We start from the raw sequence: 25,773 nt of genomic DNA on the forward strand, positions 1-25,773 counted from the left end.
AAAAAACCAAGTGAAATCACTTGGTTTTTATTTCTCGCTCTCACTATCTTCTTGATTTCCATTGGCCATCAGGTTGACAGGACGCACAGGAGTAAAAGTAGAAATCGCGTGCTTATAAACCATTTGTTGTTTGCCTTCACTTTCAATACAAATGGTAAAATTGTCGAAGCCGCGGACAATGCCACGTAGTTGGAAGCCATTAACCAGATAGATCGTCACAGGGATCGAATCTTTGCGGATCTGGTTCAAAAACGTATCTTGAATATTAATCGATTGTTTCAATGCGGTGTACCTCCTATGTACGTTTAGCATTCGTTTACTCTATTCTCTGTCTACAAGAAACTTTCCTGCAATCAGGGAGGTTATTTCTTGCTGATAATCAGGTCTACTGCGATCAAACCAGTGTATCTCAGGAATCCGTCTGAACCAGGAAAGTTGCCTTTTGGCAAATTTTCGAGTTCCACGTTTGATCCGATAGACGGCTTCCTCCATGGAAATCTCTCCTTGTAAAACCTGCATAATTTCTTTATATCCTAATGCCTGCATCGAAGTCAACCCCGAATGGTAGCCCTTGGAAACAAGAGATTCAACCTCTTCCACCAACCCTGCTTCCATCATTTGATCCACCCGTTCATTAATTCGTTGGTAGAGTAGCTCTCTTGGCATGGTAAGCCCAATCCAACAAATATCATAAGGTGGCTTTTGCTGTATTTGCAAGGAGGAAAAAGGATTTCCGGTTTTTTCGATGACTTCCAAAGCGCGAATGATGCGGCGTCGGTCATTGGGATGAAGACGCTGAGCAGACTGGTTATCGGCTTCCTGAAGCTTTTCCCATAACGCTTCATTACCCGCACGATCGGCAAAAGCCTCCATCTCCGCACGAAAGTCCGGATCTTCCTCAATATCAGGCAGGCGGTAACCGTGCGTAACCGCTTGAATGTATAATCCTGTTCCACCTACCAGCATGGGAAGATGACCGCGCTCATGAACTCTTAAGATCGCTTCATACGCACGCGTTTGAAACTCATCCACCGAAAACGGACGATCCGGTGTCACAATATCCAGCAAGTGGTGAGGCACCGCCCGTTGCTCTCTCACAGACGCCTTGGCCGTTCCAATATCCATCCCACGGTACACCTGCATGGAATCCCCTGAAAGGATTTCGCCTGCAAACCTTCCCGCCAATTGCAAACTTAATTGCGTCTTTCCGACTGCTGTCGGTCCAATAATAACCAATAGCTTCCCCTGCGTAGTCATTCTTTTCTCCCTTTCTCAATCACGCCCAGAGCGAAGCGTTTCGACTCTTTAACAACACGAAAGCCTAGACGGGCAAACTCTTCACTGCCTGCTCGTTCTTTTAATACGACTTTGCGACGGGCGACACGTAACGCCTCCTCTACTCCAGTAGGCGTTAAGGGGCTGGGATTCGCTAATTGCTTGAGCGATTGCATCGCTGGTGATTTTTTCACCGTTTGCCGGAACATCGGATCAAAGAAAACAACATCAAACGACTGACTAGGACAGTTCACAAGATAGGAGTGATAATCGGCACACACCACTTGCACCCGCTCCATTGCTTGTTTAAGTGCGACGCGATCCGTTTTGTAGCCCTTTAATCCCGTTTCCACAATCGTGGCGATAATCGGTTCACTTTCCAAACCGACCACTCGCCCTTCCGCTCCGACAACATGAGCTGCCACCACCGCATCCGCAGCCATCCCCAACGTACAATCCAATACCTGGTCACCGCGACCGATGCCAGCCGTTTGTATCAGCCCATCGTTTCCACTCTGTTTCCATTGTTTTAAGCGAAGCGCCGCCAAGTTGGGGTGAAAGAAGAATTCAGCCCCCGTCTCATCAAACCAACGCAACTCTCCGTTGGCGACAACGACACCCGCCTCCGTTTTTGTTTGTAGCAGCAGGTCCGTCAAAGAGGATTGCTGGCGCGATATAAAAGGTACATTCCATTGATCTGCTAGTTGCTCGGCTAAAGTGACATCGGACACCTTTTCTTTTAGTGAAGTCGTTAGCAGCATCCTACATCACCCGCTTAAAGAGCTTTTCCAAATCGTATCCGGAAAAGTGAACAAAGATCGGACGACCGTGCGGACAGGTATACGGTGTGTGACAAGCATGCAATTGGACAAAGAGTGCTTCCATCTCCTGTTTGGTTAAGTGGCGATTGGCCTTAATCGCTGCTTTACAAGACATCATCTTGGCCCCTTCATCACGCAACCATTCCACACGGACTTCTCCCTTCCGTTCGAGCCACGCCATCATCTCACGAATAATCTCTTCTTCGCTCCCCTTAGGAAACCAACGTGGATGCGAACGGACCAGAAAGGTTGTTCCGCCAAATGCCTCCAGCTCAATACCTACCTTCTGCAACTCTTCTTGGTAACGTTCCAACAATTGCGCCTCAGAAGCAGTACATTCAAGCGTTAAGGGAACGAGTAGTGCTTGCTGGTCAAACGATTCGGTCGCCATTTTCTCCATAAACCGTTCATAATAGATACGCTCGTGCGCAGCATGCTGATCCACCAAGTAAAAACCATCTTCTGACTCTGCCACAATGTACGTCCCATGCACTTGTGCCAGTGGGCGTACACCAGGAAGGGAGGAAGAATTCTCTTTCGTACTCTCCTCCCTATTCTCTTTCTTCATCGCCTCCTGCTCCCCGGCACCATCCCACGTTTTCTCTGCCTTCTCTTCTGTTCCTTCTGAAGAAGGCTTATGGGAGTGAACAGCGGAAGAACCATCTTCCTCAGGCGAAGGGAAAGAGGTCCCCTTCTCTTGTTGGTTAGAGGAAGGAGAAGCCAAAGAGGGTGGGGGAGACAAAAGGGAAGTAGGATCTTTCGACGAGGCACGAGTTGAAGACGACGAAGGGGACACGGTATTCGTGGGGTCGATTCGCTCTCCCTCCAACGTTCGTGCACGTCTTTCTACGCCCTCTTCCGCTTCTGTTCGTTCCCTTACCTCTCCATTTTGCGCTGACCAAGCACGTTCCCCACGCGTATTCCACAGTCGCTGTTGTTCCGGACGCTCTGATTTTTGTCTGCGGATCTGAGCAGACCCACCATCCATACTTTTCGCCCGTGCATGATCTACTCCTGGGATGAGACGCTCGCTTTGCCACTTCTCTTTCAATGCTTTTTCAATCAAAGAGAATAAAGTATCTTCCTTACTTAAGCGTACCTCCAACTTCGCTGGATGAACATTCACATCCAGAAGCTTGGGGTCCATTTGCACCGCCAACACGACAATCGGAAAACGCCCGATCGGAAGCAGGGTATCATACGCCAGCGTCACCGCTTTTGCCAGCTTCATACTCCGAACGTAGCGACCATTGATCACCGTTGTAATGTAGGAACGATTGGCACGAGTCACCTCTGGGCGAGCCGCCCATCCCTCCACCTTGTAATCGGGGTCCTCTGCGAAGAAAGGGACCATCTTGCTGGCCACTTGTTTGCCATAAAGAGAGATGATGGCATGTAGACGTTTCCCATCGCCAGTCGCATGAAATAACTGACGTCCATTATGCCGCAAAAGAAATGACACCTCAGGATGGGCAAGCGACAATCTCCCTACATAATCAGCAATATGACTAATCTCAGTGTTGACGGTTTTTAAGTATTTCAAACGAGCAGGTGTATTGTAGAATAGATCCTCTACTTTTACTTCCGTCCCTTGAGGATGAGCTGTATCTTCAATGGCGACAACCTCGCCTCCTTCCACACGCACCTTCGTAGGGGCACCCTTCTCGCCATCGTATGTCTTCACCGTTACCCGCGCTACGGAGGCAATACTAGGAAGGGCTTCACCGCGAAATCCAAGTGTACGAATGGCAAATAGATCACGATCTCTCTTAATCTTACTCGTCGCATGGCGACTAAAGGCACGCTCCACATCTTCCCGGTCCATGCCTTCCCCATTGTCAGAGACACGAATGGAACGAATGCCCCCTTCTTCAATCTCAATTTGGATGCGAGTAGCGTTGGCGTCCAATGCATTCTCTACTAGCTCTTTCACCACAGACGCTGGTCGTTCCACTACTTCTCCCGCGGCAATCTGGTTGGCTAGGTGTTCATCTAAAATATGGATTTTTGCCACCGGCTATCGCCTCCCTGTTACGATTGTAATTTACTTTGTAATTCCTGGAGAAATTGGACTGTATCCAGCGGGGTTTTATTTAGCACATCCCACTTGCTTAGCTCCTCCAAAATCACTTGCTTCTCTTTATCTGCTTTTGTATCGGAAACGGCTTCCTCTGCCGGCTCTTCTGTTACGGTAAGCTTCTGCTCGTAGGCGAACAAATCCAATTGCTCTGTAGCTGCCACTTCACGCCTTGATTCCAGCCCCTCCAAAATCACTTTGGCACGAGCGATGACACCCTCAGGTAGACCGGCCAGTTCAGCTACTTGAATACCATAACTGCGGTCACTACGACCTGGAGCCACTTGATGGAGGAAGACGACTTGTCCCTCTTTCTCTACACAACGGACATGTACATTAACCACTTTGGAAAGCTCCTGCTCCAGTTGAGTTAACTCATGGTAATGTGTAGAAAAGAGTGTTTTTGCCCCTACTTCATCGTGTAAGTGTTCGACGATCGCGTGCGCCAGCGCCATTCCATCATATGTAGAGGTTCCACGTCCCACTTCATCCAGTAGAATGAGGCTGTTCGCCGTTGCCTGACGCAGTGCCCCACAAGTCTCTGCCATCTCTACCATGAAGGTACTCTGTCCGCCAGCTAAATCATCCGCTGCACCAATACGCGTAAAGATACGATCGAGAATTGGAAGCCGCGCCGTTTGTGCTGGTACAAAGCTGCCGATCTGCCCTATAATGGCGATGAGCGCTACTTGGCGCATATACGTACTTTTTCCCGCCATATTGGGACCTGTGATAAGGAGCAATTGTCGCTTCCGATCCATGCTAAGGTCGTTAGGAACGAAGGCTTCCCCTCCCACAGCTGCTTCAACCACTGGGTGACGTCCTGCTTGAATAGAAAACTCTCCGTCCCCTACGATGGTCGGGCGTACATATTGAAATTGGTTTGCCACGTGTGCTAATGCATGTAACACATCCAGTTGTGCTACACGTTCCGCCACGCGTTGCAACTGAGGAATTTGCGTCGCAATCTGTTCACGCACCTCAACAAACCGTTCATACTCCAACTCGGTGGAACGATCTTGCGCTTCCAGGATGAGCTGTTCGTGTTCTTTCAGCTCAGTCGTAATATAGCGTTCCGCATTGGCTAACGTCTGCTTCCGCTGATAACGATCCTGAGGCACCATTGGCAAGTTGGACTTAGTCACCTCAATAAAGTAGCCAAACACCTTGTTGTAACGAACCTTCAGAGATTTAATCCCCGTTGCTTCCCGTTCCTGTTGTTCAAAACGCGCCATCCATCCCTTTCCATCTCGTTGGATATGACGCAGACGATCCAACTCCGGATCGAAGCCTTCACGGATGATATCTCCCTCTTTCACCGAAACAGGTGGGTCCTCCGAAATGGCTTCTTCAATGAGCGTTCTCACCTCTGTGCAAGGATCTAGTTGGTTTTCCATCTGTCCTAACAGCGAACTATCTGCTTGCCTGAGTAATGACTTCAAATCTGGAAGGAGAGTAAGAGATTGTTGCAAAGAGACAAGTTCCCGTGCGTTAACGGATCCATAGGCAATACGTGAACAGAGACGCTCTAAATCATAAATCTTCTTTAAGAGCGCACGTACCTCTTCTAACAATAAGCGGTCGTTTACAAGTGCTTCCACTGCATCCAACCGTGCCTCAATTTCCTTTTTTTGTAGGAGAGGCTTGTCCAGCCATTTTTTCAGCATACGGCTACCCATTGCTGTTCCCGTCATATCCAATAGGTCCAACAACGAACCCTTCCGCTTTCCTTCTCGTAATGTACGTGTCAATTCCAGATTACGCCGCGCCGCTTCATCTAGGATCATATGTTGCTTGGCATCATAAACATGCAGGCGGTGTACATGGGCAAGTGAACGCTTCTGTGTTTGCCGTAAATAATGAAGGAGAACCCCACAACCCCGCACCATGGACGGAGAAAGTAGTGCGATCTCCTCTTGTGGGAACTGCTCTCCAATCATTTCTTTCAGCTCAGATAGAAGCAAGTTGTCCGGAAGATCCACCGTCGTAACCAGACAATTCACCTGGCTTTTCAACTGAGCTTCCAGTTGCTCCTTCTCCGGAATTGCCCGGTCTATAACCACTTCCTTTGGTCGGTAACTAGCCACTTCATCCACCCAGCGCGCGTGGTCTGCTTCCAGCTGTGTCGCATGGCATTCTCCTGTCGATAGGTCCGTGGCCACTAACGACCCGTACTGCCCATCTGTGGACAAAGCCACGAGAAAGTTATTTTCCTTGTCAATCAGCATCTGATCTTCAATCACCGTACCCGGTGTAATGACGCGCACCACTTCGCGTCGCACCACACCTTTGGCTGTCGCAGGGTCCTCTACCTGCTCACAGATCGCTACTTTGTATCCTTTTTCTACTAACCGTTGGATGTAGGTTTGACTGGAATGGTGAGGCACTCCACACATAGGAATGCGCTCTCCACCCCCTCCATCACGACTGGTCAGCGTAATTTCTAATTCTTCCGCACACCGTGTGGCGTCCGCGAAAAACATCTCATAAAAATCGCCCAAACGAAAAAATAAAAAGGCATCGGGAACCTCTGCCTTAATCGATAGATACTGTTGTATCATCGGAGTATATGTGGCCACGAATCCAACCCTCCGAACATATTTTTCTTTTATCCTGGTTATTCTATCATGTTTCTTTTCTATCAGACAAGTTTATTAGGCTTTGCGTGGAAATGTTCCAGGCAATCCGAATATCCTTGGTCTCATCCCAGGTATGTCCGGAACATAAGGTCTCGAAGTAACGGTCAATCACAACGCCACACTTATGATAGTCATCTAATTTTTGTAAGTCTATCCACAAATCATAGACAAGACTACGGATGACACTCTTGTTTCCTTCATAATAGGCTTGTTGGTTTTCCACAGACATAAGAGGTTCGTAATCCAAATAAGGGTATGAACTGGCGACCAATTGTGCCAGTGCAATCAATCCGTTTGTAATCGTCGGGGATATCAGCCAGCTAGGGAGTGTCCGATACTCGAATCCCCCATGTGGTTGTCGACGAAAGTCACCTAAGAAACCGTACTTAGGACGCCGAAACGCCCCCCTCGGGTCCTCTACAAGTATCAACGGAAACGCCAAATAATTATCAAACGCACGTAATAGTGCAGAGTTCAAGTCAATCCCACTAAAATGAATGTGTCCTCCCAATGGAAAATTAGGAATAGGAAGTCCGCCAGCCAGCCAAACAATATCGCCATCCGGTGCGTGATGATTGGCATACAACAAACCCTGATACATCCGTAAAACCAATGTTTCTGGATCGGTACTGGGTGTGGGCCGTAGTTCTACCAATGGCTTTTTACTGCGGTCCTCCCCTTGCCAAATCGCATCACAACCCACTTTTCCATGTCGTGGAAAATAATCGGAGGCAAGTAGAATTTCCCCTTCCTCCTCATTTCTCATGACAAACTCTGGATCTGCTCCTAGCATCACCCTGTCAAGTCGAGAGACCATGTCGGGCAAACGACGAATGTATTGTCCTACTGCCTGCGAAAAAGCAATTTCCATCTCTTCATTCACCCGTGGATTAATAATCACATCGATCACTTTTAAACGTTTGCGCTCAAAGAGTCCCACTTTGACAATCCCATAATCCAATCCAAGTGCATACATCGCTCGAATAGCTAACGAAGATACGCGTCGGCTTTCTCGCTCCTTCATGTTGACAGGAATTCGTTGAAAGGTGGGTTTCAACGTGCGCTTCCCAGATAACCAGACCGTTTGCTCTTTTGATTTATAAATTAAGAGCGCGTCCGTTTGAAAAACGGCAATCACATACTGCGTGAGTGGACTCTCTTCTTCTTCAGCAAAAGCAATACCGTGCATCGCATAAGAAAAGCACCTCTGCTCACGCGTCTGATACATCTGCATCATTTCTTCACGATTTAACGACAACGTCGAAGGAATGTAATTCAGATTGCTTTTAACCTTTACAGATGGAACCAATTTCCGATCTGTAGTTACTAAATTCTGACGAATCGTCTGGTTGCTCACTTCGGTGTGTGTATCTGATAGGGAAACCATGGCTTTTCCCCTTTCTAAACCAAAAGGTTCCCATCCAACTTGTTGCTAGGATATGTTAGAGGAGACAAAAATGTTAGTAAAAAAAGAAAAAGGAGGCCAGCGCCTCCCCTTAAGCCCCTGATTTTATGCCTTAGTTGTCTAGATCATCAATCACCAAATCGTCGGGATCCAATTCTTCAAATTCCTGTCCTGCTGATCCTTGAGGACCCAAGTCGAATTCCTTGTCATCCAACTCATCGTAGGCAGCGGGATAGACAGCGATACAAACTCGTCTTTCCCCTAACATTTCAACGGAGAATTCGCGTTCCACCCGCACCAGGATACTGTTTCCTGTACCAGAGATGGTGGCTTCCACACAGTTAGGAGGTTGCACGGCAACAGCACTTACTTCGACATTACGGTCCCTCATGTTGCGGTCGTAATCTGAAAGTGGAATCTGCTCAACATAGTGGACGGTTTCCTTCATAACATCCGTCTTCGTATTCTTTTCGTACGAGTACCATACATTGACATCGTAGCTACCAGTTACTTCCACTGTGTCATCACGTCTCATGGCATCATAGGAATGATTAATGATCCATGCCCCCAACACGCTGGAGATCCCTTCCGGGGGATGGATGGTATGTGTTGCATTGGCAAACTTGCGACCCTTTCCACAAACCGCTTTCGTGACAATATGCCGATATTGCATTCCATTATTTCTAGCAGACATCTAAATTCCCTCCTCGAAGCAATCGTTCAATAACATATGTATGCGGGACAGAAGTCCAGGGTGCAAAAAACCCACGGAAAATCCGTGGGACAAGAAAAAAATTTTTATGAACAAGCACAGGGGCCACCATTTCCACAGCCTGAAGGCGGTACGTTTCCTGTTTCTACGTCGATTTCATCCATGACAGCCGCTGCGAGCGATTGTTGGATAGTTTGCAGTAAATCATTTACAGCTACCTGCGATTGTTGGTATTCTTTTACAATCGGTAGATTGTCCAACTGTCCCTGTAGCCGATCAAGCTCTTTCTCCACCTGATGAATATAAGCGGTCTTCTGATAATGCTTGGCATGCACCAGTTCTTTTTGCTTGCGCTTAATTTCTTCAATCAATTCCTGTACACGCACACTTCGATCTACTTGCGCTTCCGCCCGGCGAAACATCGCCACTTCATCAACATGAGCCAGTTCCTGACCAAAACGATTAGCTAATTGCAGTACGGTGTGTGTGGGATTCACTTTGGTTTCAACCATAAAGCGCTTCCGCCTCCCCGACCCATTCCCCGTCTAGGGTCCAAGTTTTCGGTTTGGTTATTTTCACCATTGTCATTTTCCCAATCAGATGCTTGGGTCCAACGAAATTGACCATCTTATTGCTACGGGTGCGACCGGATAGCACCTCGGCATTTTTCTTACTCTCACCTTCAACCAACACTTCCACCACTTGATCTTGTAGCTGTTGGTTCTTTTTCAAACTAATCTCTTCTTGCAGGCGATTCAACCGTTGCAGACGTTCCTTTTTTACTTCCATCGAGATATCATCTTTCATCTTGGCTGCGGGTGTACCTTCTCGCGGAGAGTAAATAAAGGTAAAGGCTGCATCGTACTCTACTTCCCGCATCAGAGAAAGGGTATCTTCAAACTGCTCATCCGTCTCTCCTGGGAAACCAACAATGATATCCGTGGTTAGCACCGCACCTGGAATCGCTTTTTTAATCTTTCCTACCAGCTCCAAGTACTTCTCGCGTGTATACTTACGGGCCATCATCTTTAAGATTTGGCTATTCCCGGATTGCGCCGGAAGGTGGATGTGTTCCACCAGATTTCCTCCTGTGGCTAGCACTTCGATCAGATGATCATCAAAGTCACGTGGATGACTGGTGGTAAAACGCACACGAGGAATGCCAATCTTGCGTACCTCATCCATCAGATCGCCAAAGAGGTAAGTACGATCCGTAAAGTCTTTCCCATAAGCATTTACGTTTTGCCCGAGTAAAGTAACTTCTTGGTACCCCTGGCGGGCCAATTCACGAATTTCATCTAATACGTCTTCTGGAAGACGACTCCGCTCTTTCCCGCGGGTATAGGGAACAATACAGTAGGTACAAAACTTGTCGCAACCATACATGATGTTGACCCATGCCTTCAGTCCATCTTGGCGTGCTTTCGGCATCTTCTCAACGATATCGCCCTCTTTGGACCACACCTCTACTACCATCTCTTTACTGAGCAACGCATTTCGTAATAAGTGAGGAACACGGTGAATGTTGTGCGTACCAAAGATGAGGTCTACGTGCTGATGTTTTTGCAAAATACGCTGAACCACTGCTTCTTCCTGCGACATACAGCCACAGACCCCTAAAATAAGGTCCGGATTTTCCGTCTTCAATGTTTTTAAGCGACCAATCTCGCCAAAAACCTTATCCTCCGCATTTTCTCGGATCGCGCACGTATTAAAGAGAATGATATCCGCTTCTTTTCGTTCTGCGGTCTCTTCATACCCCATCTGCTCCAGCATCCCAGCGATGTTTTCGCTATCGTGGACATTCATCTGGCATCCATACGTTCTGATCATATATTTTTTGCCGACACCTACGTCGCGCATATCTTCTGGAATTTGGTCAAAATCTAACACTTGTATCTCTTCTTTGCCCCGCTTTTTTGCCGCTTTCAAATCCGGCTGGACAAAGTAATGAGCAACATCTTTGATTTTCTGACTCATCGCTTAGTCAACCCCTCTACTTAGATGAGTTTTTATACCATCGTTCGCTTTATACCGCTAACTATCCTAAAAAGGATAGAGTAGGTCATCATGTAATTATACCGAAGTTAAGCGGATTCTTCAATGAAAAAACCGACCTCTGCGGGACGAATCCCGGGGGTCGGTTGAGGTTTCCTGATAAACTGACGCTAATCCTTAATTATCTATGGTGGATAGGACTTGAAGTGCATTGCCAACGGATTGCAACCATGAGCCCAATGCATTTAGATCAGCACCCTCAGGGTCTTGGGTCAGCTTGGCTTGTTCTTTCACTAAGAGGGCTTGGATTGCGTTGGCACTCGACTGAATGGAGTTCCCCAGATTCACTAGTTGATTTCCTACTACTCGACCTTTTGCTTGCGGTGATAACGTTTTGGTTTGACCAATCGCTTGTATATTTGTTCCCAGAGCTTGCAGCCATACACTCTGAGTAATCAGATAATTGATTTTGTATAATAATCGATCCACCTCGGACTGTATGTGGGTCAATGTCAGTCGATCTCCTTTTATCTATGGATTATTTGATAGTATACTCACAACTACGCTGACCGGAAAGAGATACGAATACCGCTACCCACAAAAATGATCAAGTACATAGAAAATAGTCCTTTACCCTTCTCGACTAGAGAAGAGAGGAGAAACCCCAAATTTAGGCTCATCGACCATTGAGAAAATCAGTCTGACCCCTCTGTTTTAAAATTTAATGAAAAACCGACCTCTGCGGGACAAATCCCAGGGGTCGGTTTGGTGGTTTTTCTTTTTCATGGAGGGCTGGGATCACTAAATCCCCAATTTAATTCTGTCTAGGCATCATAAGCTCGGTTTAGAGAGGTAAATGCTGATACATCAGACCCATTTGATCAAGTGGAACAGGAAGTAACTTACGGACCTCCTGGATCTACTTGTTGGGCATTTGTTGCTGCTAACACTTTCGTCTCGTTAAAATCCTAAAAATAACTTAAATGATTTCATGAACTAGCCCATCCTCCTTCAACTCTCTACTTCAAGAAAATTAACATTTACGAGGTATTTCTTATCCTCATCAAATAGCTACGGACCATCTGGCAAAGCCCTTTCTTGCCCACTTTCAGCAGAAACTTCATTTAGATTCGAAGTACTAACTGAGAAGAGGCCTATGATAACAACGGTTGAGATTATTATTGATTTAAATAATTTCATCTAACAAAGCATCCTCCTTCAACTCTAGCTGTACCTCAAACGTATTCAACACATGATCGACAAATTCCTTTCGATCAATATCTCTATAGGATTGACCCAATCTAATAAGAATCGCATGCTTTTTCTTTATTAATCCATACCGATCAGCAAGCTCTAGGGCTTGCTGATAAAATACAATCGCTTCATTGTTCTCCTTTAAGCTCTTCTTTAAGTCCCCCATCACAGCAAAAGCATCGACTAGATATACCCCTGCATCTAGTTCTTTTCCCAATGAAATAGCCTTACTCAGTTGTTCTTCAGCACATTGCCACTTCTCCTTTTTCATAAATAGTATCCCTAATTTTGTGAGTGTCGTAATGTAATATTGCTTCTTCGAAACCTTCTTTCCTAAGTTAGAAGCAAATCCAAGACTGATTTCTGCATTATCTAAATCATTCATTCGAAGATACACACTTCCTAATGCATCCCATATTTCATGCATCCGATTATATTCACTAGTAAGGCGAGCACGTTCAATACCCTCTGTACCAATCTCAATCGCCTCACCATAGTGATCAGTTTTTCTAAGTAAGCTCACTTTGAGTTGATACAGATGTAGCAAAATACCGGGCTTTTTAATTTCTTCTTTCCGATTCCATATCTCATTGATTAAGGCAAATGCCTCCCCAATGCGATTGAGCTTCTCAAGGTAGGCTATCTTATTCACGATAAGAACATCGAATACTTGATCTCTTTTCCCCTCTTCTACGAAAGCATTTAATCCTTTATCCGTATCAACAATGGCTTGTTCTAATTGATTTGTAAAGAATGAAACCACACCTAGAAAACAGTAAGCACAAGCTTCCATATTCTCTTCGGGACAGTTTTTAGCTAATCGAATAGCATTGGAAAGCTCTCTCTTCGCTTTCACCCAATTACTACGCGAAATATAGCACTTTCCTTTTAAGTAATGGACAATAGCCACTAGAGGATGTTCGGTACTTAAATCTTCGTATTTTTTGAGTTTTTCTTCTGCACTTTCAACGTCCCCAACATCACATAGGGACTCGACCGCTAATAGCTCCAACTCCATTTGTTGCAATTCTTCCCCCACACCCGCCTTCAACCGCTTAACATCCGCTTCATTCGTCTCCAATCGCTCCATCAAATACTGAACCTTTCCAGGTAATACGTGTGGAACGCCTCGCTCAATATTACTCACGGTCGCGGGCGAGATGTTTTCATCTGCCACATCTTCTAAGCGAAGTCCTTTTTCTTTGCGGATTCTACGAAGAATTTCTCCAATTTCTTTTGTATGTAACCCTTTCATTCTTCACTCCCCCTTAGAAAAACCTTCCGTTAAAGCTTATTATATACTAATTCTATCTTGTTTCAATAGGTAGATTATATTTAATAGATATTTTTTTAAAATAATTCAATGTAGGATTGGTTAGCTAACAAACAGTTCGTTAGCTTCAATAGAACACCGTTAGCACGTTCCTGGATGAAGGTCTCTTCCATCGATGAAGAGGAAGAGCTTTCACCCTGATTGGCAAATAAAAATGGTCTCTTCATAGGGGTCAACGAAGGATCAGTGTTCAATTTTTTAAATGCATTTTCAAAAACTATCACTTACTGTTTCTTAATCATCTAATACTATATTTCTACAGTCGACTCTTATCAATGATATTGTAAGGACATCACTAATGTTAATTGGATCCGAAACAGCAAGTTCGCATTCTTTACTAAACCGTAATATTCTAAAAGTATTCCCTGTGACAGCTGTTGCCACGCCGTTGATATTCTCAATGCCCTCTGGACTAGAACTTCTAGGAAGGTTCACGCCTATAACTTGTCCCTCTCTAGGTACCGTCTTACATTCAATTGAGTTCCTATTGTCTATGGAATCCAATTTTTTCACGGATCTTATCTTAACCCATGGAATATTACTAAAAGTTATTGCTCCATTCCTCTCTAGATGTTTAATCCTTATGAATGATGTATTTTCTCGTATTAATCTCCCATTTGTCGCCATTGGGTTACATAATGGATTTAGCCAACATACACCTATAGCATCCCCACACTCTAATTCACTAAAGTTTCTACAAACCATGTACATCACCCTCACCCATTATATTTAAAACTCAGAAATTGATTTCAATATAATATATGCCACTAGTTTATAAAGTGTGATAGAGATCATATAACGGATGATTCGTCTATTTATTTGTTATTGGATATTTGTTAGTGCAATTTTGCAATCTAGCACGATGAACCAGAAACAGGCTCCCAATAAACCATTGGAAGCCTGTCACCGTAACCTATGTGCTGCATATAGCTAATCAGATATCATCACTTACTTCCCTCACTCTACTCCGCCCAGATCGCCTTTGTGTACGCTATTTGCATACCACAGCGTTGCATGTTGCGCTGACTTCCACTTCCAAAAGCAGCTTGCCCCACGATCAAATCACATCCAGCTTCAGCTGCATCTTCTATGCGTGCGATCGTAAGCGCCTGATGACAACCCCTTTTTCGATATTCTGGCAGAGTGGCAGCCACCGCCAAATTCCCGATCCCATTTTCTATATAGAGCACACCAACAGCTGCCGGTTGATCATCCACACTGGCTACATAAAACGTCCAACCGGTTTGATCATATAAAACTTCGTTATTTTCTGTGAGGGGCTCAACCAGAAAATCTGGCATTCCAAAGCCACGTATATAAATCTGAGCAAACAGGCGGAACTCATTCCTCTCCAGCCGGCGAATGGAAACCCCCGTAGCTTCTCTTACCTCTCTCTCTTGTGGACTTCCGTATAGTACTGTATGAAAATCTTGTTGTACCAAACCTTTGCCCACAAGAGTACGAAACAGTTCTGGTGACGAATGACCCGGAATCAGTTTGAAGCGGCAAGGAATTTCTCGCTCACGATAAAAGTGAAGGATATCATCCATCTGGTCTATCTCACTCGATGATAAACCCAGTACCTTGTTAAAACTTGGGCCAGGAATGCCTTTGATGGTGAACAACATCGCCTCACCTTTTTGTACAATCTCTACTCCCATTGGATTCCCATCACGTCGGGAAATGGCCTGCAAGCGTGATAAAACAGCCTCCCTTTCTGATCTTTCTATACGCATAGCTAATTCTTTCGTCATTGAGGGAGTGTGCATAAAACTCTCATCCTCCTACCGCTGATGCCATTTCTCCAACAATTCTTTTTCTCTATCTGCTGATAAACCGGCTTTCCACTCTTTCTTTTCTATGCTTTGTAGCCACGTGAATATGTTTTCGACGGTTTCTTGGAGAGGGCGAATCGTCAATCCTGCCTCCCGTATTTTTTCTGTATCGACGCTAATCATTCCACGCGACGGTCCATTTTCCTCTACCCATTTCCCTCTAGTTGGAATCCAAAGAGGCAAATCCACCCATGGACGAACTTCATCATCGTAAAGAAAATCAGGCTCCACCCAAGTAAAGGTGGCATCGCTTTGAGTTACTTCCTTTATGACGTTGAATACTTCTCCCACGCTTACCTGTTCAGCGGTAGCATGATAGATTCCCGTCTGTTTTACTTCCATCGAGCGGATCGTCCATTCAGCTAAGTCACGTACATCGATTAACTGAGTTGGTACTTCAGGTCCTTCTGGTACCAACACTTCTCCTCCGCGTGCAATCCTCTCTACCCAGTAAGTGAAGCGATCTGTGTAGTCATGCGCACCGACGATTAAGCCCGGACGTACGATGAGGGAATTTTCCGGGTAATGTTTACGGACCTCCTGTTCACACAACACTTTCAACGCACCATAATGAGGACTCATTGCGTTCTCCTCAATTTGGTCTACAACCTCTTGCTCTACTTTTGCGAGTGGCGCGTTTTCATCCATATGTAATTGATCTTTTTTTTGATAAACCGAAATCGAGGAAATAAAGAGGTAGGATTCTACTTGATCAGCCAAAGCACGGGCGCTCTCCTTCACCCACCTGGGATGAAAACCACACGTGTCAATAACAACATCCCATTTCCTTTCCTTTAGGAAGTGTAAATCCATCAGACGATCCCCAAGGATCGATTCCACATTTGTAAATAGATTAGGGTTGGTCTTACCACGGTGAAACAGGGTTACCTCATGACCTCGCTCTATAGCTACATTTGTAAGGGAACGACCGACAAAAGAGGTCCCGCCGATTATTAAAATCTTCATAGCTACTCGCCTCCTCCAGATAGTAACGAGAAGTGCTTCTACTCATCTCTCATCAACTGCACTCCAAACAGAGTGAAGAGAGATCTTATCTACTTCTTTGTTGATCGCATCTCCTCAACTAATATCCTTTCTACATAGAGAACAGTGTTCCTTCATTCCCTCCTTTTCCATCTCTACCACAGAAGAAAAATAGACGGTCAATTCTTTTTCTTGTCTCCATTTCGATGAGAGAGTCACTGGCTAGATCTTTTAGAAAGCATTGTTGTCAGGTCTTATGCTTCTACACAAAAGGTTGAATCCCCTCCGCAAACCAAAAAACCCCTTACGACTTCAGCCGTAAGGGGTTTTCCAAACAAACCGAACCACTCACCTAGGAGATGATCCCGAGTTTCTTCCCTACTTCCTCAAAAATCAGTAGGGCTTGCTTCAGTTCCTCTTCTGTATGCTCCGCGGTGACGATCGTACGCACTCGCGCCGCATCTTTGGCTACTGTTGGGAAGACAATGGCTTGGGCATAGACACCGGCTTCAAATAGCTCATCTGAAAAACGAGATGCCAAGGAGCCCTCACCTACGATTACCGGAGTGATAGGGGTATCACTTTTCCCAGTGTCAAAGCCCAACTCTTCCAGCCCTTTTTTAAAGAAGCGCGTATTTGACCAAAGGGTATCAATCAATTCCGGTTCCTGTTCTAGCACATCAATCGCCGCATCATTGGCTGCGGTAACAGCTGGTGGGTGCGAAGTGCTAAAGAGGAAGGGACGAGCACGCTGAATCATGTAGTCACGCATCACATTGGGACAAGCGACGTAGCCACCTAGCACGCCAATCGCTTTAGAGAGCGTTCCTACTTGAATATGTACACGTCCGTGTAAGCCGAAATGGTCAACGGTACCGCGCCCATTCTTACCTAGCACGCCACTCGCATGCGCATCGTCCACCATGACAATCGCATCATACTTCTCTGCCAGCTCCACGATCTGATCCAGCGGTGCAATATCTCCATCCATACTGAAGACACCATCGGTCACAACTAAGCGAGTACGTGCATCCTGCGATGCTTTCAATGCCCGCTCCAGGTCCGCCATATCTGCATGCTTATAAATTTGACGTCCCGCCTTCGTCAAGCGAATACCATCAATGATACTAGCATGGTTCAGCTCATCGCTAATAACCACATCTTCTTTACCAAGAATCGTAGCCAATACACCCACATTGGCGGTAAATCCAGATTGGAATACCAAGGCTGCTTCGGTGTGCTTAAACCGCGCCAATTTCTCCTCCAAACGTTCGTGCATCGAGAAAGTTCCCGCAATCGTACGCACCGAACCCGTTCCTGCACCATATCCTTCTACAGCTTTGATGGCCGCATCTTTTAAACGAGGGTGGGTAGTCAAACCAAGGTAGTTATTCGAAGAAAGCTGGATCACTTTCTTTCCACGGATGGTTACGGTTGCCCCCTGCTCTGACTCCAATTCAGTCAGTGGGCGAAAGATTCCTTCCTGCTTTAGCTCATCCAGTTCTTGTGCCAGATAAGCAAAATCTTGTACTAAGTCACGGCTCATGCTTTTCTCCTCCTTTGTATCCTTACAAGAATGAGTAGGCACTTCATCGCGGTTGAATTCATCGATAAGCAAAGACACCTACTCACTGTAGCTGGCCCTCTCTTAAAAAAGATGGAACAAGGCAAGCTCCATTCCTTCTTTTATCCCTTACGGGTATAATACCACTTTGCCTGACTGACCACGTAGCATTAGATCGAACCCTTTCTCAAACTCCTCCAAAGGAAGACGGTGTGTAATCAGAGGCTCAACATTTACCTTGCCCGATTCTAACAATCCCGCCGTCTGCTCCCATGTTTCATACATGCGTCGTCCAACAATCCCATGGATGGTTAGCCCTTTAAAGACAACATCGCGCGCGATGTCTAGCTCCACATTGCGCGTGGGTAAGCCGAGCATCGAGACACGTCCACCCGGTGTGACCATCGAAAAGCTTTGTTGAATGGCGAGTGGATGGCCCGACATCTCCAGCACTACTTCCACTCCTTGACCACTCGTTTGATCAAAAATGGTTTGCACAGGGTCCACTTCGCCTGAATGAATAACAGCATCTGCACCAAGAGAACGAGCCAGCTCCAAGCGATACGGATTAATATCGAGGGCATAAACACGCCGCGCACCTGTCGCCTGTGCCACGAGAATCGAGATGAGTCCAATCGGGCCACATCCGACGACGGCAACATCTTTGCCGGCAATGGGGCCAGATAAAGCTGTGTGTACCGCATTGCCCATCGGTTCCATAATGGACGCGTGTTCATGTGGTAGGGACTTGCTATTCACCCACAGATTATCTTCCGGCATCGCCATGTACTCTGCAAAACAGCCCGTACGATCCACACCAATAATCTCTGTATTTAAGCAAACATGCGCCTCGCCTTTCCGACAAGGCGGGCATTTTCCACAGACAATATGTGTTTCTGTCGAAACATGATCCCCTACTTGGACACGTGTCACCTCTGGTCCAACTTCCACAACCTCACCAGAGAATTCATGGCCAAAAATATAGGGGGGCTTTACCCGACTTTTGGCCCAATCGTCCCAGTCATATATATGAACATCTGTGCCACAAATGCTTGTTGCTTTCACACGAATCAACACCTCATGCGCACCGATGGATGGAATCGGTACCTCCCGCAACTCGGCTCCTTTTCCCGCATGATGTTTTACAAGCGCTTTCATTTTTCCACTCACGACGGACACTTCCTCCCCAATAACGAATCAAGTACAATTTGCTCACCTGAATTATAACATGCTGATGATTTTTGAGCCAAACCACCGACGAAGAAAGTGTCCATTTGAAAGAGACAATCAAATACAGCATGAAAGAGGCCGCATTCCCGTCCACTTGCGGAGAAAGAGAGAAAACCAGCATCAACAAGAATGGTTCATGTCAATCGACTTCCTCTCCCCTTACCTCTTCTCTCAGGTTGACGGATTGGTTCCTTCTCCTTCCTGTTTGTTTCTTCCAGATAAGAACCAGCCACCGACGGAAATCGTTAAGAGGACACCCCAGAAAAGAGCTTTCCATCCGAGCGAGCTAGGAAAGGACTCCGGGAAAATGGCAAGAGAAGGATGAGAAAGCGTATATACAGCCAACTTCACCCCTACCCACCCTACAATGAGAAAAGCGACGGTTTCTAATCCAGGCCTACTTTCTAACAGACCACTAAAAAAGGTTGCTGCAAAGCGCATTAAAATTAGTCCAATCACTCCCCCTATGAGGACGATCAAGAATTGACCGCCATCAATTCCACCAATAGGGGGCAAAGGCGTTTGCGGCAAACTTACAGCAAGGGCTACTGCAGCTAAGATGGAATCAACCGCAAACACAATATCTGTCAACTCTACTTTTATTACTGTCATCCAGAATCCCGATTGAGAAGACGGAGGAGTCTCTACTTTTTTGCTTTCTCTTCTTTCGCTCAGCCACTTTCTCACGACATGGCTAAGTGAGATGCAGATGAGGTAGAAAGCACCGATTGCTTGTAGTTGCCATACATGAATGAGATAGGATATAGCAAACAAAGACAAAAATCGAAAGACGAAAGCGCCGGCTAAGCCGTAAAACAAAGCTTTCTTCCGCTTTTTATCGGGTAGGTGTTTCACCATGATCGCGATCACCAACGCATTGTCAGCGGCTAAAATCCCTTCGAGCACGATCAACACCAACAAAATCCAGCCATACTCCATTAACACCGCGAAATCCATCTCATCCACTCCCTCAAGAGATTTATGATTTCGAGGCAAGAAAAAACCCTTGCCCCTGAGGCAAAGGTCTCACTAGCAACCGGTACAGTTGCCAATAAAGCCGAGAGCCGTTCGAGCTCTGTATTGACGACTTTATTGTAGAAGTTACTCCCCTTTGACTTTTTCAGTAACTACTTTCCCACATGTCTCACACTTGAAACCTATTATCTGCGGCACTTTCGATCCTACCTCCACCCATTGACTTAGCCATCATTTCAACAAGAGGTCGGTGTACTGATGGTGAGCCTACTTTTACATAATCTAGTGTGGAGTAAGTGCACGTAGCTATCCTTCATGCTTCATTTCTTATTGCGTGATATCTGGCTCTTTCTCTGTAAAAAAGGCTTTCATCAATGGAGGTGTGGCGATCGTTGTCACAAGCACTACCACAACAAGGACAGCAAAAAGCTCTTCACTTAATAATGCCGCTTCCAATCCAATCGCCGCAATGATTAACGCTACTTCCCCACGTGATACCATCCCAGAGCCGATGCCCAGTGCACTTCGCCAATGAAAACCGGCCAACCTCGCCCCTACTGCTGATCCGATCAATTTTGTTAGAATGGCGAGGATGCTAAGGATCACAATCAAGCCAATTTGATCGCCAATACCAATAAATTCGACCGCCACACCAATCGATGTGAAAAAGACAGGCACAAAGATAGAATAACTAATGGTTTCCACCTTTTCGAAGACCTCGTGCTTGTAATTGGTTAGGCTGATCCCCACTCCCGCGATGTAGGCCCCGATTATGGCAGCTACCCCCGCATATTCAGCCAAAAACGCGTATACAAAACAAATGATCAGGCCAGCCGAGACCACTGCTTCTGTTACTTTAAGCGGGGCAAACATTTTCAGGACCCAAGGAATCACCTTCCAGGCCATCGCAATAGCTACAGTAAAGAAGAGGACTTTCTTCAAAATGACCTCGCCCAAATGTACATCTCCACCAGCGAAACTCATCAAAAACGCTAACGAGACTATGACCAAGATATCGTCAATCACGGCTGCGCCTAATACGGTTGTCCCCTCTCTTGTCTTCAACCGATTCATCTCTTTTAAAGCCTGGACTGAGATACTAATACTGGTTGCTGAGAGCAGAAGCCCTAAGAAGATCGCTTCAATCAGGGGCAAACCCATCCATATTCCTGCGAGATAACCAGCCGACAGAGGAACAATGATTCCTAGCAGTCCCACATAGCTAGATGCTTTCCGCGTACTTTTTAATTTATCTAAGTCCGTTTCCAGTCCCGCAATGAACATCAGCAGAATGACCCCGATTTGACTAATTTCACTTAATATTTCTGTGTCCGTCACAATCCCTAATACAGTCGGCCCCAAAACTATTCCAATTAACAGTTTCCCGAGGACAGACGGTTGGCCCAACCTCACACTAATGTCTCCTGCTACCTTAGATGCAAATAAGATCGCTGCCAATTGAATGATCAGCACGTTTTCTATTCCCCCAGTCTTCTCCCTATTTTGACCGATCGTAATCCCGTCACGACGAGGACAATCATGATTCTTGTCTATCTTGTCAGTGAGGCGTGATTACACCTCATCTTGTTTCCGTTCCCATTTCCTTTTTATCTTGTGGCCTATTATCCCTTTTAACTATTCCCCGCCCCATTCGCATCCAATCCAAAAATAAATGAACGTTTGGTGAATGGTTGGTTTCAAGGTTTTCTTTTATTCATTAAACCTCTACTGTCAATCCGATGTCTGCCACCAATAATTCTCCTTGATAAGATGCTTGTGCCTCCCGCTCGTAAGCATCTCTTGATAACTCTGGATAGAGATGCGTTAATAACAACTGCTTCGCTTGTACAGTCTGAGCCGCCAAAGCCGCCTGGTGGGCGGATAAGTGACCAATCGGGGTTTGCGGAAGGTCTTTATGTAAAAAGGTGGCCTCACAGATAAAGAGATCAGGAGCACGATCCATCGCAGACCAAATCGTCTTGGGACCGGCATCTGCTCCGTAAAGAATCGTTTTCTTCCCATCCGTTATTCTCATCGCATAACAAGGAATGGGATGGTCCGTCAGAAAGAAGGTCACTTCTACATCCGCTAAGGAGATGCTTGTATGTTGTTGAATGGTTGTCAACTGGATCGCATCGTGGTATGGCAGGAGCTTTCCCCATTTATGTGGTTTCTCCGGAGCATACACGGGCAAAGGCTCCTGGCGTTTCCCTAAGCGACGTGCTGTTTGAATCGCGTATTGCAGAGGGAAGAAGTCAGCGATATGGTCGTGGTGCAAGTGTGATAAGATGACCGCATCGATGTCATAAGGAGAAATGTAGTGAGCCAGTTGCGCTAACACCCCACTTCCACAATCGATTAAGATGCGTTGGTTATTCGTTTCTAATAAATATCCTGGCGTGGCCCCGCCTGCACCAGGATAAGGAGATTGATAGCCGAGTACGGTCCATTTCATCGTAATCACTCCGTTTCTTTAATATAGAGTTTATCAAAAGGCGACCAAAGAAGTATGTATTAAGTCTAAACAGTCTACAAATCGCACTTGCTATAGAAGGTTTACAGGCGATAACCACGCTTTTGTTTGGTCTAGCCAGTTTTTCACTGATGATGATCCCTTTCATTTCAGTATGACCATTTAGATTTAATCGCTCCCTAGCTTTCTTAGAAACTTTCTTCCTCAAAGGAGCACCCACACCTTGTGATCGCTTCATCAATGCCTCTATCATCTTGATTTGAATATATCCTCAAGCTCCAAGTACGCACCTTGCAACCAAGGATGGACAACGCGTAACCTCTGCCAATAAAAACATACCAGCAACCACTCGCCTCACTGAGTAGTCACTGGTATGTGATTGTTAGAGAGTCTTCGATACGAAACTCATGTGAGACTCATGTAAACTCCATCATCAATTCCTCAAACTTTGCTTTCTCCATCCGTAAGTCCTGATGAGCGAGCGGATCTTCACTATACCCGCGTACCAACTGCTCGTAGGGTGGTTGTTCTTTATTCTGATAAATAATACCGGTTACCCAACCTTCATTCTCCATCAACTTTTGCATCGCTGCGAGACGGTTGGAAGAATCGTAACCTTCTTCTTCATCTAAATTGGTCAAATTCTGCTTAAACCATTCATACGTATTCACTTTATTATAGGTTACACAGGGGCTAAAGACATTGATAAGGGAGAAGCCTTCATGACGGATGCCTTCTTCAATCACGCGGGTCATCTGTTTCAGATCGCTGGAGAAACCTTGTGCGAGAAAAGTGGCACCTGCAGATAGTGCCATCTCCATCGGATTAAGGGCCGCTTCGATCGCTCCTTGTGGGGAACTCTTCGTCTTAAATCCGACCGCACTACGTGGAGACGTCTGCCCCTTGGTCAACCCATATACTTGGTTATCCATCACGATATAGGTCATGTTGATATTGCGCCGAATGGCGTGAATGGTATGACTCAATCCGATGGCAAAGCCATCTCCATCTCCCCCAGCGGCAATAACCGTCAGATCACGATTGGCCAGCTTTAATCCTTGTGCAATAGGTAGGGAGCGACCGTGGATGCCATGAAACCCATAAGAGTGAGTATAACCGGAGATGCGTCCCGAACAACCAATCCCGGAAACCAACGCCACCTCTTCCGGCTCTTTGCCTGTACTCGCGAGTGCCCGTTGCAACGCTGCCAGCACCGAGAAGTCCCCACAGCCAGGACACCAATTGGGCTTCACTTTATTGCGGAAATCCTTAAACGTGGCCATGAACCATCAACTCCTTGCACTGGTTATAGATTTCTGATGGAAGGAAGGGATTTCCGTCGTATTTGCCAAAGTGGATCATCTTCTCTCCCGAACCGCAATATTGCGTGATCAACGATGTGAGCTGTCCTGTTGCATTGTTCTCTACCACGAGCACTTTCTTGGCTCGACCGATTTGCTTTTTCACTTCATCGGTAGGGAAGGGAAGCAACTGCCGAATGTGAATATGATTCACTTCTAGACCATCCTTCTCTAACCGGTCCTTTGCTTCCTCGATGGTGCCTCGCGTCGAGCAAATCCCCACGATCAACACATCTGCCTTGTCCGATTTCGCATTTACCATCACCGGTTCTTTAAAGGAGATTCCATCCGCTAACTTACGCAGACGCTTCTCCATCATCTTGGCACGGTTGGTGGGGCTTTCCGAGGGGCGACCCACTTCATTATGCTCTACTCCTGTTACATGAAAAAGGCCATTTTTCACGCCAGGAATAACCCGTGGCGACACGCCATCATCCGTTTCCTGATAGCGAGGGAAAAGTTCAGATGGGGGAAGCTCACTTAAATCCTGCTCATCGGTGATCATTTTACCTCGATCGATTTGAATCCGTTTATAATCCAGTGGATCGACCGTTTGTTTTCCTAGAGACAAGGCCAAGTCGGAGAGAATGATAACTGGGCATTGATATTGATCCGCCAGATTAAAAGCTTGAATCGTATCATAAAAACATTCTTCCACCGTACTCGGAGCAATCACAATTTTAGGAATCTCACCATGAGTCCCGTAGATCATCGCATTCAAGTCACTCTGTTCCTGCTTCGTCGGCAGACCCGTACTCGGACCTCCCCGCTGTGTATCAACAATAACTGCTGGCGTCTCCGTCATCCCCGATAATCCAATCGCTTCGGTCATCAGCGACAAACCGGGCCCAGCAGACGCGGTTAAAGCGCGCACGCCTCCGTAGTTGGAACCAATGACCATGGAAATTGCAGCGATTTCGTCTTCTGTTTGTACAACCGTTCCGCCAAATTGCGGTAGTTTTTTAATCAAATACTCCATAATTTCAGAAGACGGGGTAATCGGATAAGCCGCCATTAATCTTGCACCTGCTGCTAATGCCCCAAGTGCAATCGCATCATTTCCTATCATATAAAGGCGTTTCTTGCCGTCACCTGGAGACAATTCGTATTTGGGCTTATTTCCTTCTAAATGTTTACTAATCGCATCAGCACCTCGAGCGATCGCCTCCATATTGCGCTCCACTATCTCTTCGCCTTTGCGTAAAAACTTGGCCTCTATCACTTCTTGAAAGGCTTCGGTAGCCAAGCCAAGTAATCGACTGGAAGCTCCGACAGCCACCATATTTTTCATCTGTGCCATACCAATCTCTTTCGCAATCTCCGTAAAGGGGATGGGAATCAGATCGGCTTTAATTCCATCTGGGAGAGCTGGCTTCCATTTTTCATCCGCTAAAATTACTCCACCTGCGCGCAACTCTGGGGCATTCACATCGATCGTCTCCTGATCGAAAGCAACCAAAATATCCAGTTTATCCGAGATGGCGCGCATGGGACGCGTACTAATGCGTATCTTGGTGTTGGAGTGTCCCCCCTTGATGCGGGAAGAGAAATGGCGATAGCCGTATAGATGATACCCCATACGGTTTAGCGCAAGACAAAAGATTTCGCCCGTGCTATCAATTCCTTCTCCCTGTTGGCCCCCCACTTTCCATGACAGTTGCTGGATCATCAACTCATCTCCTTATTAAAATCCCTTTCTCATTCTATCTTACATCTCAGTCTGGCTACGCGTAACGGCTGAAAAAGACCGACCATCGCCCCCTTTACTTCCTCTTTATTCTTAACTTTTCCATCCTTCGCTTAACTCAAATGATAGCACAAATATGAAAAAGGTGCG

The 25,773-nt window shown here is 46.1% G+C and carries 20 protein-coding genes; all 20 read right to left on the reverse strand.

All coding sequences use genetic code 11. The features are described from left to right. Positions 1 to 27 precede the first annotated feature (27 nt). Positions 28 to 282, reverse strand: a complete 255-nt coding sequence (gene hfq / locus AC6RGY_RS05860) for an RNA chaperone Hfq (protein WP_499860467.1) — start codon at positions 280 to 282, stop codon at positions 28 to 30. 39 nt (positions 283 to 321) lie between these two features. Further along, a complete protein-coding gene (gene miaA / locus AC6RGY_RS05865; RefSeq protein WP_499860470.1) occupies positions 322 to 1,257 on the reverse strand; it encodes a tRNA (adenosine(37)-N6)-dimethylallyltransferase MiaA in 936 nt (311 codons plus the stop codon). Continuing rightward, positions 1,254 to 2,036: a class I SAM-dependent methyltransferase gene (locus tag AC6RGY_RS05870; protein WP_499860473.1), complete on the reverse strand. Its 783-nt coding sequence runs from the start codon at positions 2,034 to 2,036 to the stop codon at positions 1,254 to 1,256. Before AC6RGY_RS05870 ends, miaA begins: the two co-directional genes overlap by 4 nt. Position 2,037: 1 nt before the next feature. Next, complete coding sequence (gene mutL, locus AC6RGY_RS05875) at positions 2,038 to 4,110, reverse strand: DNA mismatch repair endonuclease MutL (RefSeq protein ID WP_499860476.1); 2,073 nt, start codon at positions 4,108 to 4,110, stop codon at positions 2,038 to 2,040. Positions 4,111 to 4,127: 17 nt separating this feature from the next. After that, positions 4,128 to 6,752 (reverse strand): DNA mismatch repair protein MutS, encoded by a 2,625-nt coding sequence (gene mutS / locus AC6RGY_RS05880; RefSeq protein WP_499860479.1) that lies wholly within the window; start codon positions 6,750 to 6,752, stop codon positions 4,128 to 4,130. Positions 6,753 to 6,798: 46 nt separating this feature from the next. Then, entirely contained in the window at positions 6,799 to 8,199 is a 1,401-nt protein-coding gene (locus AC6RGY_RS05885; protein ID WP_499860481.1) for a putative amidoligase domain-containing protein, read from the reverse strand. Between the two features lie 130 nt (positions 8,200 to 8,329). Continuing rightward, positions 8,330 to 8,911, reverse strand: a complete 582-nt coding sequence (cotE, locus tag AC6RGY_RS05890; RefSeq protein ID WP_499860484.1) for an outer spore coat protein CotE — start codon at positions 8,909 to 8,911, stop codon at positions 8,330 to 8,332. A 104-nt stretch (positions 8,912 to 9,015) separates the two neighbouring features. Continuing rightward, positions 9,016 to 9,441, reverse strand: a complete 426-nt coding sequence (locus AC6RGY_RS05895; RefSeq protein ID WP_499860487.1) for a YlbF/YmcA family competence regulator — start codon at positions 9,439 to 9,441, stop codon at positions 9,016 to 9,018. Beyond that, positions 9,434 to 10,909 carry a tRNA (N6-isopentenyl adenosine(37)-C2)-methylthiotransferase MiaB gene (miaB, locus tag AC6RGY_RS05900; protein WP_499860489.1) on the reverse strand — a complete coding sequence of 492 codons (1,476 nt, stop codon included), beginning with the start codon at positions 10,907 to 10,909 and terminating at the stop codon, positions 9,434 to 9,436. The genes AC6RGY_RS05895 and miaB overlap by 8 nt, the downstream gene beginning before the upstream one ends. A 195-nt stretch (positions 10,910 to 11,104) precedes the next feature. Next, entirely contained in the window at positions 11,105 to 11,437 is a 333-nt protein-coding gene (locus AC6RGY_RS05905) for a DUF6944 family repetitive protein (RefSeq protein ID WP_499860492.1), read from the reverse strand. Positions 11,438 to 12,113: 676 nt separating this feature from the next. After that, positions 12,114 to 13,436, reverse strand: a complete 1,323-nt coding sequence (locus tag AC6RGY_RS05910; RefSeq protein ID WP_499860496.1) for a hypothetical protein — start codon at positions 13,434 to 13,436, stop codon at positions 12,114 to 12,116. Positions 13,437 to 14,476: 1,040 nt separating this feature from the next. Continuing rightward, a complete protein-coding gene (locus AC6RGY_RS05915) occupies positions 14,477 to 15,283 on the reverse strand; it encodes a GNAT family N-acetyltransferase (protein ID WP_499860498.1) in 807 nt (268 codons plus the stop codon). A gap of 15 nt (positions 15,284 to 15,298) precedes the next feature. Beyond that, on the reverse strand, positions 15,299 to 16,315 hold the full coding sequence (locus tag AC6RGY_RS05920) for an NAD-dependent epimerase/dehydratase family protein (protein WP_499860500.1): 1,017 nt from the start codon (positions 16,313 to 16,315) through the stop codon (positions 15,299 to 15,301). A 370-nt stretch (positions 16,316 to 16,685) separates the two neighbouring features. Then, complete coding sequence (locus AC6RGY_RS05925; protein ID WP_499860501.1) at positions 16,686 to 17,879, reverse strand: glycine C-acetyltransferase; 1,194 nt, start codon at positions 17,877 to 17,879, stop codon at positions 16,686 to 16,688. 147 nt (positions 17,880 to 18,026) lie between these two features. Further along, positions 18,027 to 19,067 carry an L-threonine 3-dehydrogenase gene (gene tdh / locus AC6RGY_RS05930; protein ID WP_499860504.1) on the reverse strand — a complete coding sequence of 347 codons (1,041 nt, stop codon included), beginning with the start codon at positions 19,065 to 19,067 and terminating at the stop codon, positions 18,027 to 18,029. Positions 19,068 to 19,298: 231 nt separating this feature from the next. Next, positions 19,299 to 20,084, reverse strand: coding sequence for a TerC family protein (locus AC6RGY_RS05935; protein ID WP_499860506.1), 786 nt, complete (start codon positions 20,082 to 20,084; stop codon positions 19,299 to 19,301). A 345-nt stretch (positions 20,085 to 20,429) separates the two neighbouring features. Continuing rightward, a complete protein-coding gene (locus AC6RGY_RS05940) occupies positions 20,430 to 21,575 on the reverse strand; it encodes a cation:proton antiporter (protein WP_499860508.1) in 1,146 nt (381 codons plus the stop codon). Positions 21,576 to 21,819: 244 nt separating this feature from the next. Then, a complete protein-coding gene (locus AC6RGY_RS05945) occupies positions 21,820 to 22,557 on the reverse strand; it encodes an MBL fold metallo-hydrolase (RefSeq protein ID WP_499860511.1) in 738 nt (245 codons plus the stop codon). Between the two features lie 434 nt (positions 22,558 to 22,991). Then, entirely contained in the window at positions 22,992 to 23,858 is an 867-nt protein-coding gene (locus tag AC6RGY_RS05950) for a 2-oxoacid:ferredoxin oxidoreductase subunit beta (RefSeq protein ID WP_499860515.1), read from the reverse strand. Beyond that, on the reverse strand, positions 23,845 to 25,605 hold the full coding sequence (locus AC6RGY_RS05955; RefSeq protein WP_499860517.1) for a 2-oxoacid:acceptor oxidoreductase subunit alpha: 1,761 nt from the start codon (positions 25,603 to 25,605) through the stop codon (positions 23,845 to 23,847). Before AC6RGY_RS05955 ends, AC6RGY_RS05950 begins: the two co-directional genes overlap by 14 nt. Positions 25,606 to 25,773 lie beyond the last annotated feature (168 nt).

Source organism: Mechercharimyces mesophilus (assembly GCF_059818345.1).

What these genes read in the sequence shown, in the direction of transcription:
- AC6RGY_RS05950 (WP_499860515.1), bottom strand. Translation starts at nt 23,858, where the DNA reads ATGGCCACGTTTAAGGATTTCCGCAATAAAGTGAAGCCCAATTGGTGT.
- AC6RGY_RS05920 (WP_499860500.1), bottom strand. Translation starts at nt 16,315, where the DNA reads ATGAAGATTTTAATAATCGGCGGGACCTCTTTTGTCGGTCGTTCCCTT.
- miaB (WP_499860489.1), bottom strand. Translation starts at nt 10,909, where the DNA reads ATGAGTCAGAAAATCAAAGATGTTGCTCATTACTTTGTCCAGCCGGAT.
- AC6RGY_RS05925 (WP_499860501.1), bottom strand. Translation starts at nt 17,879, where the DNA reads ATGAGCCGTGACTTAGTACAAGATTTTGCTTATCTGGCACAAGAACTG.
- AC6RGY_RS05955 (WP_499860517.1), bottom strand. Translation starts at nt 25,605, where the DNA reads ATGATCCAGCAACTGTCATGGAAAGTGGGGGGCCAACAGGGAGAAGGA.
- cotE (WP_499860484.1), bottom strand. Translation starts at nt 8,911, where the DNA reads ATGTCTGCTAGAAATAATGGAATGCAATATCGGCATATTGTCACGAAA.
- miaA (WP_499860470.1), bottom strand. Translation starts at nt 1,257, where the DNA reads ATGACTACGCAGGGGAAGCTATTGGTTATTATTGGACCGACAGCAGTC.
- AC6RGY_RS05895 (WP_499860487.1), bottom strand. Translation starts at nt 9,441, where the DNA reads ATGGTTGAAACCAAAGTGAATCCCACACACACCGTACTGCAATTAGCT.
- AC6RGY_RS05885 (WP_499860481.1), bottom strand. Translation starts at nt 8,199, where the DNA reads ATGGTTTCCCTATCAGATACACACACCGAAGTGAGCAACCAGACGATT.
- AC6RGY_RS05915 (WP_499860498.1), bottom strand. Translation starts at nt 15,283, where the DNA reads ATGCACACTCCCTCAATGACGAAAGAATTAGCTATGCGTATAGAAAGA.
- AC6RGY_RS05910 (WP_499860496.1), bottom strand. Translation starts at nt 13,436, where the DNA reads ATGAAAGGGTTACATACAAAAGAAATTGGAGAAATTCTTCGTAGAATC.
- AC6RGY_RS05945 (WP_499860511.1), bottom strand. Translation starts at nt 22,557, where the DNA reads ATGAAATGGACCGTACTCGGCTATCAATCTCCTTATCCTGGTGCAGGC.
- AC6RGY_RS05935 (WP_499860506.1), bottom strand. Translation starts at nt 20,084, where the DNA reads ATGGATTTCGCGGTGTTAATGGAGTATGGCTGGATTTTGTTGGTGTTG.
- AC6RGY_RS05870 (WP_499860473.1), bottom strand. Translation starts at nt 2,036, where the DNA reads ATGCTGCTAACGACTTCACTAAAAGAAAAGGTGTCCGATGTCACTTTA.